The organism is Mucilaginibacter rigui (assembly GCF_014773275.1).
Classification (GTDB): domain Bacteria; phylum Bacteroidota; class Bacteroidia; order Sphingobacteriales; family Sphingobacteriaceae; genus Mucilaginibacter; species Mucilaginibacter rigui_A.
This window is the reverse complement of the sequence record NZ_JACWMW010000002.1, coordinates 105830-121423: the sequence shown is the minus strand read 5'-3', so window position 1 is coordinate 121423 and position 15594 is coordinate 105830. Positions and strand designations below refer to the sequence as shown.

The 15594-nt window shown below is 43.5% G+C and carries 18 protein-coding genes; 8 read left to right on the top strand and 10 right to left on the bottom strand.

Annotation, left to right across the window (positions count from 1 at the left end; translation table 11 throughout):
* Positions 1-29: 29 nt before the first annotated feature.
* The 3 genes from IDJ75_RS07545 to IDJ75_RS07535 are packed head-to-tail and all read left to right on the top strand — an operon-like array spanning position 30 to position 1799.
* Positions 30-419: an HYC_CC_PP family protein gene (locus tag IDJ75_RS07545; RefSeq protein WP_191175026.1), complete on the top strand. Its 390-nt coding sequence runs from the start codon at positions 30-32 to the stop codon at positions 417-419.
* Between the two features lie 59 nt (positions 420-478).
* A complete protein-coding gene (locus IDJ75_RS07540; RefSeq protein ID WP_191175025.1) occupies positions 479-979 on the top strand; it encodes a heavy-metal-associated domain-containing protein in 501 nt (166 codons plus the stop codon).
* Between the two features lie 22 nt (positions 980-1001).
* Complete coding sequence (locus IDJ75_RS07535) at positions 1002-1799, top strand: hypothetical protein (RefSeq protein ID WP_191175024.1); 798 nt, start codon at positions 1002-1004, stop codon at positions 1797-1799.
* Positions 1800-2126: 327 nt separating this feature from the next.
* Here the strand turns inward: IDJ75_RS07535 and IDJ75_RS07530 are convergent, their stop codons facing one another.
* The 6 genes from IDJ75_RS07530 to fumC all read right to left on the bottom strand — a co-directional run bounded on the left by IDJ75_RS07530 (position 2127) and on the right by fumC (position 6412).
* Positions 2127-2615 carry a DUF3347 domain-containing protein gene (locus tag IDJ75_RS07530; RefSeq protein ID WP_191175023.1) on the bottom strand — a complete coding sequence of 163 codons (489 nt, stop codon included), beginning with the start codon at positions 2613-2615 and terminating at the stop codon, positions 2127-2129.
* A 44-nt stretch (positions 2616-2659) separates the two neighbouring features.
* Positions 2660-3049 (bottom strand): hypothetical protein, encoded by a 390-nt coding sequence (locus tag IDJ75_RS07525; RefSeq protein WP_224746533.1) that lies wholly within the window; start codon positions 3047-3049, stop codon positions 2660-2662.
* A 40-nt stretch (positions 3050-3089) separates the two neighbouring features.
* Positions 3090-3524: a low molecular weight protein-tyrosine-phosphatase gene (locus IDJ75_RS07520; protein WP_191175022.1), complete on the bottom strand. Its 435-nt coding sequence runs from the start codon at positions 3522-3524 to the stop codon at positions 3090-3092.
* An 86-nt stretch (positions 3525-3610) separates the two neighbouring features.
* Entirely contained in the window at positions 3611-4411 is an 801-nt protein-coding gene (locus IDJ75_RS07515) for a S1/P1 nuclease (RefSeq protein ID WP_191175021.1), read from the bottom strand.
* Positions 4412-4414: 3 nt separating this feature from the next.
* On the bottom strand, positions 4415-4936 hold the full coding sequence (locus IDJ75_RS07510; protein WP_191175020.1) for a fumarate hydratase: 522 nt from the start codon (positions 4934-4936) through the stop codon (positions 4415-4417).
* Between the two features lie 78 nt (positions 4937-5014).
* Positions 5015-6412, bottom strand: coding sequence for a class II fumarate hydratase (fumC, locus tag IDJ75_RS07505; protein ID WP_191175019.1), 1398 nt, complete (start codon positions 6410-6412; stop codon positions 5015-5017).
* A gap of 191 nt (positions 6413-6603) precedes the next feature.
* On the opposite strand from fumC, the gene IDJ75_RS07500 reads away from it, so the two are divergent.
* Positions 6604-8424 (top strand): sensor histidine kinase, encoded by a 1821-nt coding sequence (locus tag IDJ75_RS07500; RefSeq protein WP_191175018.1) that lies wholly within the window; start codon positions 6604-6606, stop codon positions 8422-8424.
* Positions 8421-9173, top strand: a complete 753-nt coding sequence (locus IDJ75_RS07495) for a LytR/AlgR family response regulator transcription factor (RefSeq protein ID WP_224746532.1) — start codon at positions 8421-8423, stop codon at positions 9171-9173. The genes IDJ75_RS07500 and IDJ75_RS07495 overlap by 4 nt, the downstream gene beginning before the upstream one ends.
* Here the strand turns inward: IDJ75_RS07495 and IDJ75_RS07490 are convergent.
* Positions 9170-10147, bottom strand: a complete 978-nt coding sequence (locus IDJ75_RS07490; protein ID WP_191175017.1) for a tetratricopeptide repeat protein — start codon at positions 10145-10147, stop codon at positions 9170-9172. The genes IDJ75_RS07495 and IDJ75_RS07490 overlap by 4 nt on opposite strands.
* A gap of 112 nt (positions 10148-10259) precedes the next feature.
* On the opposite strand from IDJ75_RS07490, the gene IDJ75_RS07485 reads away from it, so the two are divergent.
* The 3 genes from IDJ75_RS07485 (at position 10260) to IDJ75_RS07475 (ending at position 12578) form a co-directional block, all read left to right on the top strand.
* A complete protein-coding gene (locus IDJ75_RS07485) occupies positions 10260-11468 on the top strand; it encodes a serine hydrolase domain-containing protein (protein WP_191175016.1) in 1209 nt (402 codons plus the stop codon).
* Between the two features lie 91 nt (positions 11469-11559).
* A complete protein-coding gene (locus IDJ75_RS07480; RefSeq protein ID WP_191175015.1) occupies positions 11560-11874 on the top strand; it encodes a YbaB/EbfC family nucleoid-associated protein in 315 nt (104 codons plus the stop codon).
* 26 nt (positions 11875-11900) lie between these two features.
* Positions 11901-12578, top strand: a complete 678-nt coding sequence (locus IDJ75_RS07475; protein ID WP_191175014.1) for a metal-dependent hydrolase — start codon at positions 11901-11903, stop codon at positions 12576-12578.
* 61 nt (positions 12579-12639) lie between these two features.
* Here IDJ75_RS07475 and IDJ75_RS07470 read toward each other — a convergent pair whose 3' ends face one another.
* The 3 genes from IDJ75_RS07470 to IDJ75_RS07460 all read right to left on the bottom strand — a co-directional run bounded on the left by IDJ75_RS07470 (position 12640) and on the right by IDJ75_RS07460 (position 15587).
* Positions 12640-12831: a hypothetical protein gene (locus tag IDJ75_RS07470; RefSeq protein ID WP_191175013.1), complete on the bottom strand. Its 192-nt coding sequence runs from the start codon at positions 12829-12831 to the stop codon at positions 12640-12642.
* A 72-nt stretch (positions 12832-12903) separates the two neighbouring features.
* Positions 12904-14166, bottom strand: coding sequence for a glucose-1-phosphate adenylyltransferase (locus IDJ75_RS07465; RefSeq protein ID WP_191175012.1), 1263 nt, complete (start codon positions 14164-14166; stop codon positions 12904-12906).
* The gene (locus IDJ75_RS07460) at positions 14163-15587 is read right to left on the bottom strand and encodes a glycogen synthase (protein WP_191175011.1); all 1425 of its coding nucleotides are present in this window, start codon (positions 15585-15587) and stop codon (positions 14163-14165) included. The genes IDJ75_RS07465 and IDJ75_RS07460 overlap by 4 nt, the downstream gene beginning before the upstream one ends.
* Between the last annotated feature and the right edge of the window lie 7 nt (positions 15588-15594).

The following is a 15594-nucleotide window of genomic DNA, read 5'->3' as shown; positions in this document are numbered from 1 at the left end:
TCAGGCACTTAATAGTGTACTTTTGTTTAATGATGAAAAAGGCAGGTGTAGTATTTTTGGTTTTGATGTATGTAATTACATCAACCGGCTTTGCCCTGAACTTACATTACTGCGGTAACCATGTTGCCGATATTAAAATTAATGCCCCTGCCAAAAGCTGCATTAAGCCAATGGCTAAAAGCAAAATGAAATGCTGTAAGGACACTAAATTTGATGTAAAAGTTAAGGATAGCCATGAAAGCCAGCCCGTTTCATTTTTAACAAAAGTATCACCGGTAAATGTACCGCGATCAGCATTTGAGGATTTTATACTGCCGGTACACCAAATGTTACTGGATGTGTTTTTTGATCGCGGCCCGCCGGATGCACCTGTCGGAAAGACCCCAACGTTCATTAAAAATCGAAACTTGAAAATTTGATCTGTTGCCTGTTGCCAAACAAGTTTTAACCTATCAGTTCAAATTCAATTTTTAAAAACATGAAATTACTTAAAATATCTATCATCCTATTTATAGCAAGTGTAACCGTTGCAAAAGCACAATTTACAAAAGCCGAACTACAAGTTAGCGGCCTTACCTGTTCACTTTGCGCCCGTACTACCGAGAAATCATTAAAAGCGCTGCCTTTTGTAAGCGAAATAAAACCCGACCTGATCCGTAATGTTTACTTTATCACTTTTAAAAATGATGTGCCTGTAAATTTCGAGGAGATCAGCAAAAAGGTAAAAAGCTCGGGTTTTTCTGTAAGTTATTTAAAAACCACTTTCAACTTTGATAACACCAAGGTTGCCGACAATACTTTTACCTACGGCACCGATACCTATAAGCTGCTTAACGCCGATAAAGCACTAACCGGCCCTGTATCAGTAACTATTGTAGATAAAGGTTTCGCGCCAAACTCGGTTACCAAAAAGCACCTTGGTAAAAATCCTGAAGAGGCCACTACAGCTACAGGGCGTACCTATCACTTAGCAATTTAAGCGCCTTCTTAAAAACACTTTTATGAAGGTTATTTTATTGGCTTTTTGCCTTATGGCATTGGCATGCTTTGCGCACGCGCAAGAGCTTTATGTTAATACGGAACCGGCCAGCAATATGGCAGCCCACTCTTTGGGTATCAGGCTGGAGAATCAGGGGTACACCTCGCCCGTATTTAAAAACAGAACCACGTTAGAGGCCATGTACGGCGCTACGGGCACGCTGATGCTGCATGGTGCATTATACACCTCTAACTTTTATCAGGATAATCAAAGGTTTGAAGGTGGCAGCTTTTATGCCAAGTACAGGTTCCTGTCGATAGATAGCGTACAGAAGCATTTCCGTGGTGCAGTATTTGGTAAAGTTGGTGCAAGCCGTAACCCATATATGATGCAGGAGATTGCTTTAGAGGGCGATAATTCCGGCATACAGGGTGGCCTTGTTTTCACCCAATTGCTGCATAAACTGGCTGTATCCGGTTCGGCGAGCTACCTGCGTGGCTTAAATAGCGATAACAACTTTGGCGCCATTACGGGCGCTAAAGAGGCTGTTGCCTATACTTTATCTGCCGGGTATTTATTGCTCCCTAAGCGTTACACCAGTTACGATCAGGTGAATCTTAACCTGTACGCCGAACTGCTTGGTAAAAGTAACCCTGGTTACAATCAAAGCTACCTTGATATAGCCCCGGCTATTCAGTTTATCTTTAACAGCGTTTGCCGGCTGGATTTTTCGTACCGTACCCCGCTGTACAATAATATGCAACGCAACAGCGCCAACATGTATCTGGTGCGTTTTGAGTACAATTTTTTTAATTTATAAGATATCATACACAACGAAAAGATATACTTGCTGTGTTGATACTGGCCGCCGCAGGCAAGCAACGCTCAATGCTTCGCCGAAGGCTTTTAGGCCGTTGTATAGCGCGGCACCAGAGGTTCCCAGGTTTACCTGCGCATTATTCCAAGCCTCATGAAAATGGGTGGCAGCAAAAGCACACTGGATCATGATAGGATGGATATGTAAACATTGTTTTATTTCACTACAGAGAATACGAAGAATAAGCACAAAGGGCACAGAGAATATTAAATCTCTGTGCCCTTTTGTTTAAAAGATCTCTGCTAACCCTGTGGTTAACTTTAAATACTTTTATTTCGCAGCTTTAATAGTAGCGGTAACCTTGCCGCAGTCAAGCATATCATCACCATAGTATGGATTGCGTATATCTTCCGATTCGCTTAACCAGGCTGCCTTTTTCATGGGGCAATATTGCTGGTAAACGGTGGTACTGTTTAGCTTTAAGCCAGATAGCAGGCTGTACATGTTTTTAGACAAGCCTTCGAAATACTCGCGTTGATGATCAATAACGGTGGTTTCGCTGATGTGGCGGCTATCAAATTTTAGCTTATCAAGATAAGTGCTTAATAGTTTTTGCTGAGCCGGCTGCAAACCTTTTACCGGTGCAGAAAGCGCCGCTAACAAACCGGCCGATCTGCTTTTTGCCAATGCGGCATTGCTGACAACCAATGCGTTTTTTACACCAATGTATGATGTAGTTATTTTATCGATAGCTACGTTTTGGGCTTTTGCCATTACTATAGATAACACAAGCACCAGGCTTAAAAGTGTCTTTTTCATAATTTATAAAACGTTAATGTATAAAATTTAATATACGGTATTATTTATGCCTGCGTATTTGGGTGGCGATTAAATAATAGCGCAAACACAATAGCAAACAACGCGTAAATACCGGCCAATACCCAAATAACCACGGGCATGTTAGCATCTGCTAATACAGCTTTTACTAAGGCAATGCCCCCGATAAAGAAATGGGCAAGATTACCAATAACAAGCGGCCTGTTATATATGCCACCGATAAGGGTGCCTTTGGCCATCCAGTTGATCATTGCAAAACCAAAATAAAGCCCTCCCAAAATCTGAATAACAAGGGCGAAATATTTGTTTGACCCTATACCAATATAGGTGTTTAGTTCTTGCGGAAAAAACATGAGGCCCACACCGGCTATCGCCAGGAATAAGGCGCTCAGGATCATAACTATCTTAGTATTCATTATTACAAATAAGGGGGTAGGTTTAATGCCAAAACTAAATTTATGAATATTCTTTGATGATCTCCTTACATCCGGCCTCTATCAGTTTAAAAACCGGGGCAAATTGGGCATCATCATAATATGGGTCGGGCACTATTCTGTCACCTAATAACATTTTAACTTTATTGTGGTGTTCATCGTTACCGGCCATGGCAAGTACATTGCTTAAGTTGCTCTGGTCCATTACAAATATCAGGTCAAATTCATCAAAATCCCGCGTGCGGAATAAACGGCAAACCTGTTTGCTGATATCTATGCCTTCGTTAGCTGCTGCTTTAACAGAGCGCCTGTCCGGGCCTTGCCCAACATGCCAGTCTCCGGTGCCGGCCGAGTCGACCTGCCAATCCAGGCCTGCTTTATCTGCCAGATGCTGCATAATACCCTCCGCCAGCGGCGAACGGCATATATTGCCCAGGCAAACCATTAGTATTTTCATGATGCGGATGTGCAGATATGTAAATGTGCAAATATGCAGATGACAGGAATTTGCACATTTGCATATCCCCGCACCTGCACATCGGGCTACGCCCCAAAAATCTGATTAAGCAAACCGGCCAGCCTAACCCCACCTTTTACAAGCTGATTGTTTAGTGTAGCGATGTAATCAAAGTTGTATTTGTAAACGTTGATCTTGTCGCCATCTTTAACCCCGGCATAAATTTTTGTGGCTATCTGGCTCGATTCGTATAACCACTGGCTAATGGGCGCTTTTTGCCATTCGGCACGCTGCGCAACGGTAGGATGGTTTATCCAGCTAACATATTCGGTATAGCTTAATTGTTGAAAATCTATCAGCTGGCTATCCCATATAGAGTGCAGGTTGGTTTGGTTGTTAAACCAGGTAAGCTTAATATCGTTACCTCCTTTATCATCAGTATGGGCGGTGTGCATAGGCTGGTGAACATCCTCAACAATGTGGATCAGCATACGCAGGGCAAGCAGTTTATTTGCTTTAGGCAGGTTTTTCTTTTTCAGTTCGCCAATTAAAAAATTAAGCTTAGTGTAAGCGTCTGTGGTAGTATCCTGTTTCAGGAATGCCTGCATCTCGGGGTAACTGTATTCCTTATCAAAATCAATGTAATGCCATGATGATAAGTACTTGTACTGCGGGTCTGATTTGATAAAATCGGCCCAGTTACTCGTCATGGCAATTGATTCATTACCCAGGATAGCTTTAATAGCAGCACGGGCTTTTGGGGTAAGGTAACTATCGGCAATTTGCCCGCTGATGCGGTGGCCGTTGGTGCCCCAGGCCATAGTTTGTACCGGCAGGTAAATAATGGCTATGCCTAATAAGAGTTTTTTGAAAATGCTGATTTTCATTTTTTACAATGGTTTTGGTGTACAGGTACTTCTTTTTATTAAACGCGCGCTAAATGCTATAACGCTTGATGTTGGATTGAATTGAACTACAGAATCGGTTTTTTTGACCACTTTAAAACTTTCTTCGTAAACGCCCGAGCGGAAACAACCCGTTGGGTCTTTATAGCTATAATCGGGGTTGCAGAACAAGCCGCGTACATGCAGGGTATCCTCCTTCTGGTCATACACGCCTTTGGCATATTCTGTCCACTGGCCGCTTTTAGTGCAGCTGTCGGCACCGTTATTTACTTTGCTGAAAGTTTTGATCTGCACAAAAAACGAATCGCAATTAAACTTAAGGTTATATAAAGAATAATTTATCAATTGCTTCTGCATTGTTACACTATCCTGCTGCCATTCGCCCTGCAGGTAGCTCTCGCCCGGCGTTTGCATGTCGGGGTTAAACTTACACGCAGTTAGCAGTAAGCAGTTTGCGGTTAGCAGAATGGCGAAAGCTAAGAGATAAAAAGCGAAAGGTTTTTTCATAAACCGTATCAGATAATTTGGAAGCCCCTCCCGGTTGGAAGAGGCTATATTCTGCTCCCCTTTCAGGGTGTCGGGGGCTTACTTTAAGCTCCCTATCATGTCTTCGGGGCGCACCCATTGGTCAAATTGCTCGTTGGTAAGGTAACCCAGGCCAACGGCAGCTTCGCGAAGCGATTTGTTTTCTTTTAATGCTGTTTTGGCAATTTTTGCCGCGTTCTCGTAGCCAATATGCGGGTTAAGCGCGGTAACCAGCATTAATGAGTTTTCAAGGTGCTTTTTAATACCGTCATAGTTCGGCTCTATACCAACGGCGCAATGGTCGTTAAAGGATACGCAGGCATCACCAATTAAACGTGCCGATTGCAGAAAGTTTGCCGCCATAACCGGTTTAAATACATTCAGCTCGTAATGGCCGTTTGAGCCACCTATGCTGATAGCCACATCATTCCCCATTACCTGCGCGGCAACCATGGTAACCGCCTCGTTTTGGGTTGGGTTAACCTTGCCCGGCATAATAGATGAACCCGGTTCATTATCCGGGATGTGGATCTCGCCGATACCCGAGCGTGGGCCAGAGGCCAGCATGCGGATATCATTCGCTATTTTCATTAATGAAACGGCTATCTGTTTTAACGCACCGTGGCTTTCTACAATAGCATCATGCGCGGCCAGGGCCTCAAATTTATTTTCGGCAGTGATGAAAGGCAGATTGGTAAATTTGGCAATATATTCGGCAACCTTAACATCATAACCTTTTGGCGTGTTGATGCCTGTACCTACAGCCGTACCGCCAAGGGCAAGTTCGCTCAGGTGCTCGAAGGTGTTGCGCAGGGCTTTAAGGCCATGGTTAAGTTGTGATACATAACCCGAAAACTCCTGGCCCAGGGTAAGCGGCGTAGCATCCATTAAGTGGGTACGGCCTATCTTCACCACACTTTTAAACGCTTCGCTTTTTGCCTGTAAAGTATCGCGCAGTTTTTCGATTCCGGGAATAGTTACATCGATCAGGATTTTGTAGGCCGCAATATGCATAGCCGTTGGGTAGGTATCATTTGATGACTGCGATTTGTTCACGTCATCATTTGGGTGGATGAAGGTTTTGCCTTCGCCCAGTTTGTTGCCTTGTAAAACATGCGAGCGGTTGGCAACCACCTCGTTCACGTTCATATTTGATTGTGTGCCAGAACCCGTTTGCCAGATCACCAGCGGGAACTCGCCCTCCAGTTTACCTTCCAGTATCTCATCGCACACTTGTGCTATCAGGTCGCGTTTTTCGGCAGGCAGTACGCCCAGGTCGGTATTGGTATAGGCGGCCGCTTTTTTAAGATAAGCGAATGCCTCTATAATTTCCTTTGGCATTGATGCCTCGGGGCCAATTTTAAAGTTGTTGCGTGAGCGCTCTGTTTGCGCGCCCCAGTATTTATCGGCCGGTACTTGCACCGCGCCCATGGTATCATGTTCGGTTCTGAAACTCATATTGATAGTATGTTTTTGCAGGGGCAAATTTAGGGTTTTATGTGGGTTTAAGCCAGTAGCAATAAAATTAATACAAAGCAAAAATGCCATATACTAAGGCAACGCCGCCTGATACTGTTTGATGATTGTGTAGCATGTGTAAAGAGTGCAGTTTTATATCAGCAAACAAATATTAACTTAACACCAAAATCATGAAACGGCTATTCGCTAAACCCATATTGATCATTTTATGCCTTGTGGCATTTTGCAGCAATGCATTTGCGCAAAAGCTACCAACGTACGAGGAATATATGAGGGGCAAAGTGCTTGTAGGCAATACCTATATTGATACAAACAATGCTACTCCACAACAAATGGCTCGTTACAGGAAACAGGTACGCCTTAATAAATTATCTGCAGAGCATTATTATTTTAACTGGCTGGGCAAACAAAACATAGGTGTGCGTTTTGAACAAGGCGGCAAAAGCAAAATTTACGAGGGATTAGAGCAGCATAACAACGGGCAAGAGTTTACCAGTATTTTGATTGATGGTACAACATCCGTAGAGATCATTGCACAAAATATCGATTCGGAACAAAATGCAGGTAATTACCTGTACCGGGTTATCAAAAACAACAGCCAGGAAATTATTGGATGGAGGCCGCCCGCGTCTATTAAAACCTCTGCTGATGGGAGTATTAAATACGCATATTTAGGTAAATTCAATTATTCACCAGGTGAGTTTTTGAAGGTTGAAATGTACAATATTAAAAACTTTAGCGAGCAGGATGCAATACTTATCGACTGGAGACCTGTAGAGCCTGCAAAAGTGTATGGTTATATACAGTATCTCAGCAAAAGCTCTAGAATCCCTGATAATGGATTTTATTCGAAAGGCTTAACCGATTTACAACAAACTAACGAGAAATATTTTAAATATGTAAATGGTAAAGGCATAGTATCCGAAAGACCTTTACAAGTAAAAGACTTTATTGAGACGGTCTCAAAAGATGATATTAAGTTCCGTACAGATGATTCTGTCCAGAACATAAGGTTTGATATTACCAATGGCGAACGTTTATACAACTACAAGGTTAGCCTTAAAAGAGAAATAAAGGGGCATACTGATAGCCTGAATCTTGGCGAAAACAACTCGCGGTTTAACCTTTACAAAGAGTTTTGGAAAAGCCCGGGCAAATACCAAATTACGTTTACGCCTAAAATATACCGCCCTGGTGGCGAACCCATTACCTTATTGCGCAGTTTGGCCACAAATGTTAAATTTACGGTACTGCCCGCATTAAATAAACAACGTACCATTTCGGTAAAAACCTTGGGCTATATTGTTATTATTCTGTTAACTACCGGTGGTTTTATGTTTGCCATGTATCGCGACAGCCAAAAACGAAAGCTTAAACGCGAAGCGCAGAACAGGCAGATAGCTACGCTGCAACTGCAATCGGTAAGGGCGCAGCTAAACCCTCATTTTATATTTAATGCCCTGGCGGGGATCCAAAACCTGATGAACAAAAACGAGGTAGAGAATGCCAATAAATACCTCAGTAGATTTGCCCGCCTTACCCGCAATATATTAGATGACGGTAACAAAGAGCTTACTACCATTGAACAGGAGATAAGCCTGCTGAACGATTATTTGCAGATGGAGCAAATGCGCTTTGGCTTTGAGTTTGATATTGAAATAAACGAGCAGGAGATAGACCAGCAGATTGAAATACCGGCCATGTTGCTACAACCATTTGCCGAAAACGCGGTTAAGCATGGTGTATCGGCTTTAAAAGAAAAGGGCAACATCAGTATCATTATTACAAAAACAGGCAGTACATTAGTACTTGCCGTAAAAGACAACGGTAAAGGTTTTGCCGCTACCAACGGCACAGGCATGGGGCTTAAGCTTTGTGAAGACCGCATTGCCCTGCTAAACCAGGTTTACAAAAATACCAATATATTGCTGCATACGGCATCAAACAGCAACGGGACATTAATAACCATTGAGCTGCAAAACTGGCTATGATAAAAACGCTTATAATTGACGACGAAACATCAAACCGGGAAAACCTACAGCAGCTATTGCAGGTTTATGCGCCCGATGTACAAATTTGCGCCTTAAGCGAAAACGTTGATGATGCTCTGCGGGCGATAATATTGCACCGGCCTCAATTGGTGTTTCTGGATATACAACTGCATGGAAGATCGGGGTTCGACCTGTTGAAACAGCTTGGCGATATCGATTTCGAGATCATTTTTGTTACCGCGTACGACCAATACGGCATCCAGGCCATCAAATTTGCCGCGTTGGATTATCTGCTGAAACCCATAGATATTGATGAGCTGAAGCATGCGGTAGATAAAGCCCGCAAAGCAATCCAGCAAAAACAAAAAAATGAACGGTTAAACCATCTGCTTGATTATTTGAAGGATGATAAAAAAAACCCGTCACGTATAGCCCTTCCCATGTTCAGCGAAACACGTTATGTGAACATCCCCGATATTGTACGTTGTGAGGCTGACAATACATACACCAAATTTGTAATTATCGGCGGCGAACACATCCTGGTATCAAAAACATTGAAAGAGTATGCCGATATGCTAACCGGCCAAGGGTTTATCCGTGCGCATCAATCGCACCTGGTAAATATGAGTTATATAAAAAGCTGGCTGCGCGAAGATGGTGGCAGTTTATTATTAACAGATAATACAAAGATCCCGGTATCAAAGCTCAACCGCGAGAAGGTAAAAGCTGCCTTGTCTGGCGTGGTTTAACGAATAGTTGTGGTTTTTACCCATGCCTCATAAGCACTCATTTTATCCTTATTCTCTACAACCCATTTAGCATTTTCAGGCACATCACTTTGGCTGATTACTCTCACAAACGTTTCAAAATTGTCATTCTGCGAAAGTTTGTTAAAATAAGCGGCGTATTTGTACTTATCGCCAAAGGCAGCAAAAAGCTCCTTTAATTGCGCGGTAAGCAAGGCTGTTGGCGATTCATACTTGCGTGTCATGAAACCGGCCAGCACCTTGTTGATGATCTTATTTTGTGTAAACGCTTCAGCTTTGGTGGCAGATGTAGGCTGATAGCCCTCTTCGGTTTGCAGGCTGCCTCTTTGCAGAATATTTTGCAGGTTACCAAAGGCTTCGGCGCTGCGCTTGCTGTTGGGCTCTAATTGTAAAAAGCGGCAAAAACCCAGTATGGCTTCGGCGCGTTTATTTTCATGAAAGGTTGTTAGTGCAAACATCCGTACACTGCCCGCATCTGCCGAATCGCGCTTAACAGCATCTGCAAAGCTTTGTTCGGCATCGGTATATAGCTTGCTGCGGTATTGCACAATGCCTAAATTGTAATAAATGCGCTGGTTGGTGCTATCGGCTTTAATGCCATTCTTATATGCGTCAATTGCTTTAGACAGCTGTTTAGCATTGCCATAAATACTCCCCATTAAACTGTAGGATGCAGCGGTTAGCGGAGTGTTCTTATTGGCGCCTACAACCTTATCCAGATAGGGTAACCCCTCCGGGCCTTTGCCGCTTGCAAACAGCGCAAAAGCTAACTGGTAATTTGCCTGTGGGTTTTCGGGCTCAATTAGTAAAGCGCTTTTGTATTTTTCAATAGCTTGGGGGTATTGTTTTTGGCTGCTTAGTTGCCGGCCATCTTTTATCAGGGCAGCTACATCTTGTGCCGATGAATATTGAAGGCTTAAAAGGGTAAATACAATTATCAGCAGTAAATTTCGCATACCTAAAATTAGCCTGTTTTTAACATTGTTGAAACATTAATTGAATTTTAATCTTTTACCTCCTATATAATTTCTAATTTTCGCCTTCGTTTAAGTGAAAGAACTTTTATTTATGAGACAAGTGTGCACAACTGTCATTTCCCTTCTGTTTTCCCTTCTCGCGTTTACTTCCTGCTCGTCTCCCGGCCACAACAAAAAGGGTGAAGCTGATAACGGCAAACCATTTAATACCGCCGAAATACTTAAATATGACCCCAGTAAGGGCGATAAGAAAATTGAGGAGTTTATGCAGCACCTGCATAAGGTGAGCGGTTTTAACGGCAATGTACTGGTAGCTAAAAAGGGCAAAATAATTTATGAGGGGTCTTTCGGCTGGGCTAACCACCTAACCCGCGACAGCCTCACCCTGGCTTCGCAATTTGAGCTGGCATCGGTTACCAAAACCATGACGGGTACGGCCATTATGCAGTTGTGGGAGAAGGGCAAGATCAAGCTTGACCAGGATGTAAAAGATTTCTTTCCGGATTTTCCATACGATGGCGTAACCATTCGCCTGCTGCTTACACACCGCAGCGGGATGATGAACTATGTTTACTTTGTTGATAACATTTACCGCACCCAACACCTTAACCAAAAGAAAGGCCTTACCAATAAAGAGGCAATGGACCTGATTGCTAAATACAAGCCTGCCCGTTTTAACAAACCAAATGCAAGCTTTTTATATAACAACAGCAACTTTATGGTGCTTGGCGCCATCATAGAAAAAGTAACCGGCATGAGCTATGCCGATTACATGAAAGAGAATATTTTTAAACCCGCCGGCATGACACACACTGCCGTGTACTCGAAAGCGGTTTATGATAAAATACCTGTTGATGTTGTAGGGCACGACCGCAACAGCTGGAAGTATTCGGTAGCGCAAAACTTTTTAGATGGCCCCGTTGGCGATAAGGGCATTTACAGCACCGTTGCCGACTTGTACGTTTTTGACCAGGCCCTTAAAGCCGGTAAACTAATAAAACCCGCCACGCAAGACTCGGCTTATACCGCACGCAACCCCATGATACGCGGGCACTTTAGCTATGGCTATGGCTGGCGCATATTTGAAAGCCCCGGCCAAAAGGTTATTTACCATACAGGCTGGTGGCACGGCTTTCGCCATATATTTTTACGAGATATGAAAAACGATGTTACCATTGTTTTGTTAGGTAATATGGTTAACGGCAGCTTGCTGCACCTGGATGACCTGTTTAAAATGACAGGTATGCCGGTAGTGCGTAAAGGAGCCTATACCGGTAACGGCGATACAGCGGAGGATTAATTTGGGGTGAGTGGTTTATTAAGTTGATTGGTGAATGGTTCCCCCTTCAACCACTTAACTACTCACTTAATCAACCAATAACTTAAACATTATGTTCGATAAATTAATGGAAGCCCAGCAAAAGGCTGGCGAAGTAAAAAAACGTTTGGATGCTATAACCGTTACCGGCACTGCTGAAGGCGGCAAAATAAGCGTAAAGGCTAATGGTAATAAAGTGGTACAATCGGTTAATATTGATGCCGACTTTTTTAAGGATGCCGATAAAGAGGAGCTGGAAGAACTATTGGTTGTTGCCATAAACAAAGCCATAGAACAAGCCGAAAACCTTAGCCAGAGCGAGATGGCTGCCATGACCAGCGCTATGCTTGGCGGAATGGGCGGCTTAGGCAACCTGTTTAACAAATAATCGGTAATACATCTAAAAACACAACTATGAAATTGACATATTATGGCCAATCTACCGTTGAACTGGTAGCCGATGGCAAAACTTTGTTATTTGACCCTTTTATTACGCCAAACGAGCTGGCTAAACATATTGATGTAAACAGCCTTAAGCCCGATTATATTTTGGTATCGCACGGGCACGGCGACCACGTTGCCGATTTGGTGAGTATAGCTAAAAACAGCGGCGCAAAAGTTATTTGTATAGCTGAAATTGCCGGCTGGCTGGGTAAGCAGGGGGTTGATAATGTGCACGGGATGAACATTGGCGGCGGCTTTAATTTTGATTTTGGCCGGGTTAAAATGGTAACCGCCATACACTCCAGCACATTGCCTGATGGAAGTAACGGCGGTAACCCTGCAGGTTTCCTCATTTATTCGGAAGGGAAGGTGATTTACTTTGCCGGCGACACCGCGCTAACTTATGATATGAAGTTGCTGGCAGATGAGAACCTCGCGTGGGCAATTTTCCCAATAGGCGATAACTACACCATGGGTGCCGACGATGCCATAAAAGCCGCGGCTTTTGTAAACTGTAAAAATATTATCGGTGTGCATTACGATTCGTTTCCGGTAATAAAGATAGACAAAGAAGAAGTGGCCGCTAAGTTTGTAAAAGCAGGGCTAAACCTACAGTTACCTGCCATAGGCGAAAGTGTAGAACTGTAAAATTGGATAACCACAAAAAAGCCTCCTGACTTATCGGGAGGCTTTTTGTTTTTTGGAAGAATTACATCTTCATTGCGGTGTCTTTTTTCATTGCGGTGTCCTTCATCATCTTCTTGTGCTTCATCTTCTTTTTCATCTGTTTCTTTTTCGTTTTAGATGTGTCCTGTTGTGTTTGCACCGGCATTGCAGCAAATGCATTTACACTACCGAAAGAGATGGCGGCAACCGCGATCATACAGATAGTCTTTTTCATAACACGTTAATTTAAGTTTTATAATTTATATATAAAACAAATTAACTATTGATTGTTCTGCTATCTTTAAAATTAAATTATGGTGCCGCTTGGTATTACCGCACGTTTCTTTACTATCACAATTCCGTCGGTAACGGTATGCGTCGGGAAATCGCCGTCAGGCAGAGGATCACCACAGTTTATCTTTACATCATCGCCTATATAAGTGTTTTTATCGATGATGGCATTTTTGATAGTACACCTGTCGCCAATGCCCATAATAGGCAGGTTGTTTTCTTTAGCAAAAGCAATTTCTTCCAGCGTTTGATAATTATCGCTCCCCATTACATAGCAACTTTCAATCTCGCTTGAAACACCAATCCGTGTGCGGATGCCTATAATGGAGTGGATAATATGCGCCGCGTTAATAATGCAACCATCAGCAATGATAGACCTATCTATCAGTGTGCCTGATATTTTGGTAGGCGGCAACATGCGTGCACGCGTATAAATCTGGTTTTTATTGAAAAGGTTAAATTTAGGAATGTCATCCGTAAGGCCAAGGTTGGCTTCAAAGAAAGATGGGATAGTTCCGATATCTGTCCAATACCCTTCGTATTGGTAGCTCATTACTTTATGCCCTTCAATTGATTGAGGGATAATTTCTTTGCCAAAATCAGGGTGATCATTACCTTCCAGCAATTCGTATAATAAGTCGCGGTTAAACAGGTAAATACCCATCGATGCCAGGTAAATGCGGCCCTGTTCTTTCATCTCATCGCTAACTTCAGAAGCCCAGCTCTCAAAATTGGCTTTGGGTTTTTCTATAAACGATGTAATCATGCTGTTCTCATCCGTTTTTAAGATGCCAAAGCCAGGTACGTCCTGGGCATTTACAGGGATGGTAGCGATTGATATTTCGGCACCTTTGTCAATATGTTGCTGTATCATTTCAGCAAAATCCATCTGGTAAAGCTGGTCGCCCGATAGTATAAGCACATAATCAAAATCGTGCGTGGCTAAATGGTGCAGGCTTTGCCTTACTGCATCGGCTGTACCCTGGAACCAGCCGCCGCTGGTAGGGGTTTGCTCGGCAGCCAAAATATCAACAAAAGCCGTGCTGAACGTACTAAAGTGATAAGTATTTTTGATGTGCTTGTTTAATGATGCCGAGTTAAACTGCGTTAATACAAATATGCGGCTGATATTTGAGTGCAGGCAGTTTGAGATGGGGATATCCACCAAACGGTATTTACCCGCAATAGGCACTGCCGGTTTTGAACGGGTTTGTGTTAATGGTGCCAAACGGCTGCCCTGGCCGCCTCCAAGTACAATACTGATTACTTTCGATGTCATATCTTAGGAATTAAACTTTCATACAGGTTCATATATTCTTTTGCCGAGCGGTCCCACGAAAAATCGAGGGCCATCATGCGTTTACGCAAGGTTTGCATTTTGCGGGTGTCTTTATATAATATAACCGCGCGGGTCACCGATACGCAAATATCATCTGCGGCAACATGCTCAAACCGTATACCGTAACCGCCTTCATCGCCAAAATCAATCACGGTATCTTTTAAACCGCCGGTGCTGCGCACTATTGGCATAGTGCCGTAGCGCATAGCGTACATCTGGTTAAGGCCGCAAGGCTCCACCCGCGATGGCATCAGCAGGAAATCGGCACCGGCGTATATCAGGTGTGCCAATGATTCATCATACCCTATAAATACATTGCAGTTTTGCGGGTACAATTGCTTGAGCAGGTTAAGCGACATTTCTGTAGCATTATCGCCTGCGCCCAGTACCAGGAAGTTTACCTTGTCGCCATGTTCTTTAATGCTCCGCTCTATAGCGGCAGGCAACTGGTCCGATCCTTTTTCGGTAACCAAACGGCCTATAAAGGCTATGAGTGGTTTATCCGGCGAAAGGTTGAAGCGTTCGCACAGTATCTCTTTATTTTTTTGCTTGCCTTTGGCTACCGTAGCGGCGGTGAAATGCGCGGGCAGCATAGGGTCGGTTTCGGGGTTCCATACATCGGTATCAATACCGTTAATGATGCCTATGCCCTTATCACGCTCTACATAAAACAGGTATTCCAGCCCGTTAGAGCTAATGCTCAATTCGTGCAAATAACTTGGCGAAACTGTAGTGAACCGCCAGCAGCATTTTACTGCCGATGCCAGCGGGTTAATACCGCCGTTCCAATCAAGCAGGCCGGTTTTATAAAAGTCAATCTCGGGCAGGTAATGCAAGTTATCCCAGCCAAATGCGCCGTGATATTGCCCATTGTGTATTGTAAATATAGTTGGGATATGAGCCAGCCTTCGGTACAAATTTGAGTGGTACATCAGGAATGGCACCAGGCCCGAGTGGTGGTCGTGGCAATGTACCAGGTCGGGTGTTTGGCCGCTCCAGTTTATCCAGTCAAGAAAGCAGATCTGGAAAGCCAGAAACTGTTCTCTCTCGTCGGGATAACTGTAAACATTTTCCCTATCCAGCAGCCCCGGTATTTTTATCAGATAAAGCTCGAAACCCAGTTTATTGGTTTGTTCTTTTAGTATCTCAAAATATATCCTGCGTGTACCCAGTAGTGTAGTGCCCTGAAAAACAACATCAAATATATTTTCATGAACAAACTTGCGGTTGTAAAAAGGCATCACAACAGCGGCCTGCAACCCTGCCAGATTCTGATATTTGGGCAGCGCGCCAACCACATCAGCAAGGCCCCCAACTTTGGCAATGGGGTAGCATTCGGCACTCAGGTGAAAAATTCTCATTCGGGAT

Bases quoted from the DNA above. Each gene is read 5' to 3' on its own strand.
- IDJ75_RS07500 (WP_191175018.1), top strand. From the start codon at position 6,604: ATGAAACGGCTATTCGCTAAACCCATATTGATCATTTTATGCCTTGTG.
- IDJ75_RS07530 (WP_191175023.1), bottom strand. From the start codon at position 2,615: ATGAAAAAGACACTTTTAAGCCTGGTGCTTGTGTTATCTATAGTAATG.
- IDJ75_RS07510 (WP_191175020.1), bottom strand. From the start codon at position 4,936: ATGAAAAAACCTTTCGCTTTTTATCTCTTAGCTTTCGCCATTCTGCTA.
- IDJ75_RS07515 (WP_191175021.1), bottom strand. From the start codon at position 4,411: ATGAAAATCAGCATTTTCAAAAAACTCTTATTAGGCATAGCCATTATT.
- IDJ75_RS07465 (WP_191175012.1), bottom strand. From the start codon at position 14,166: ATGACATCGAAAGTAATCAGTATTGTACTTGGAGGCGGCCAGGGCAGC.
- IDJ75_RS07525 (WP_224746533.1), bottom strand. From the start codon at position 3,049: ATGAATACTAAGATAGTTATGATCCTGAGCGCCTTATTCCTGGCGATA.
- IDJ75_RS07480 (WP_191175015.1), top strand. From the start codon at position 11,560: ATGTTCGATAAATTAATGGAAGCCCAGCAAAAGGCTGGCGAAGTAAAA.
- IDJ75_RS07470 (WP_191175013.1), bottom strand. From the start codon at position 12,831: ATGAAAAAGACTATCTGTATGATCGCGGTTGCCGCCATCTCTTTCGGT.
- IDJ75_RS07540 (WP_191175025.1), top strand. From the start codon at position 479: ATGAAATTACTTAAAATATCTATCATCCTATTTATAGCAAGTGTAACC.
- IDJ75_RS07490 (WP_191175017.1), bottom strand. From the start codon at position 10,147: ATGCGAAATTTACTGCTGATAATTGTATTTACCCTTTTAAGCCTTCAA.
- fumC (WP_191175019.1), bottom strand. From the start codon at position 6,412: ATGAGTTTCAGAACCGAACATGATACCATGGGCGCGGTGCAAGTACCG.
- IDJ75_RS07485 (WP_191175016.1), top strand. From the start codon at position 10,260: ATGAGACAAGTGTGCACAACTGTCATTTCCCTTCTGTTTTCCCTTCTC.
- IDJ75_RS07545 (WP_191175026.1), top strand. From the start codon at position 30: ATGATGAAAAAGGCAGGTGTAGTATTTTTGGTTTTGATGTATGTAATT.
- IDJ75_RS07535 (WP_191175024.1), top strand. From the start codon at position 1,002: ATGAAGGTTATTTTATTGGCTTTTTGCCTTATGGCATTGGCATGCTTT.
- IDJ75_RS07460 (WP_191175011.1), bottom strand. From the start codon at position 15,587: ATGAGAATTTTTCACCTGAGTGCCGAATGCTACCCCATTGCCAAAGTT.
- IDJ75_RS07495 (WP_224746532.1), top strand. From the start codon at position 8,421: ATGATAAAAACGCTTATAATTGACGACGAAACATCAAACCGGGAAAAC.
- IDJ75_RS07475 (WP_191175014.1), top strand. From the start codon at position 11,901: ATGAAATTGACATATTATGGCCAATCTACCGTTGAACTGGTAGCCGAT.
- IDJ75_RS07520 (WP_191175022.1), bottom strand. From the start codon at position 3,524: ATGAAAATACTAATGGTTTGCCTGGGCAATATATGCCGTTCGCCGCTG.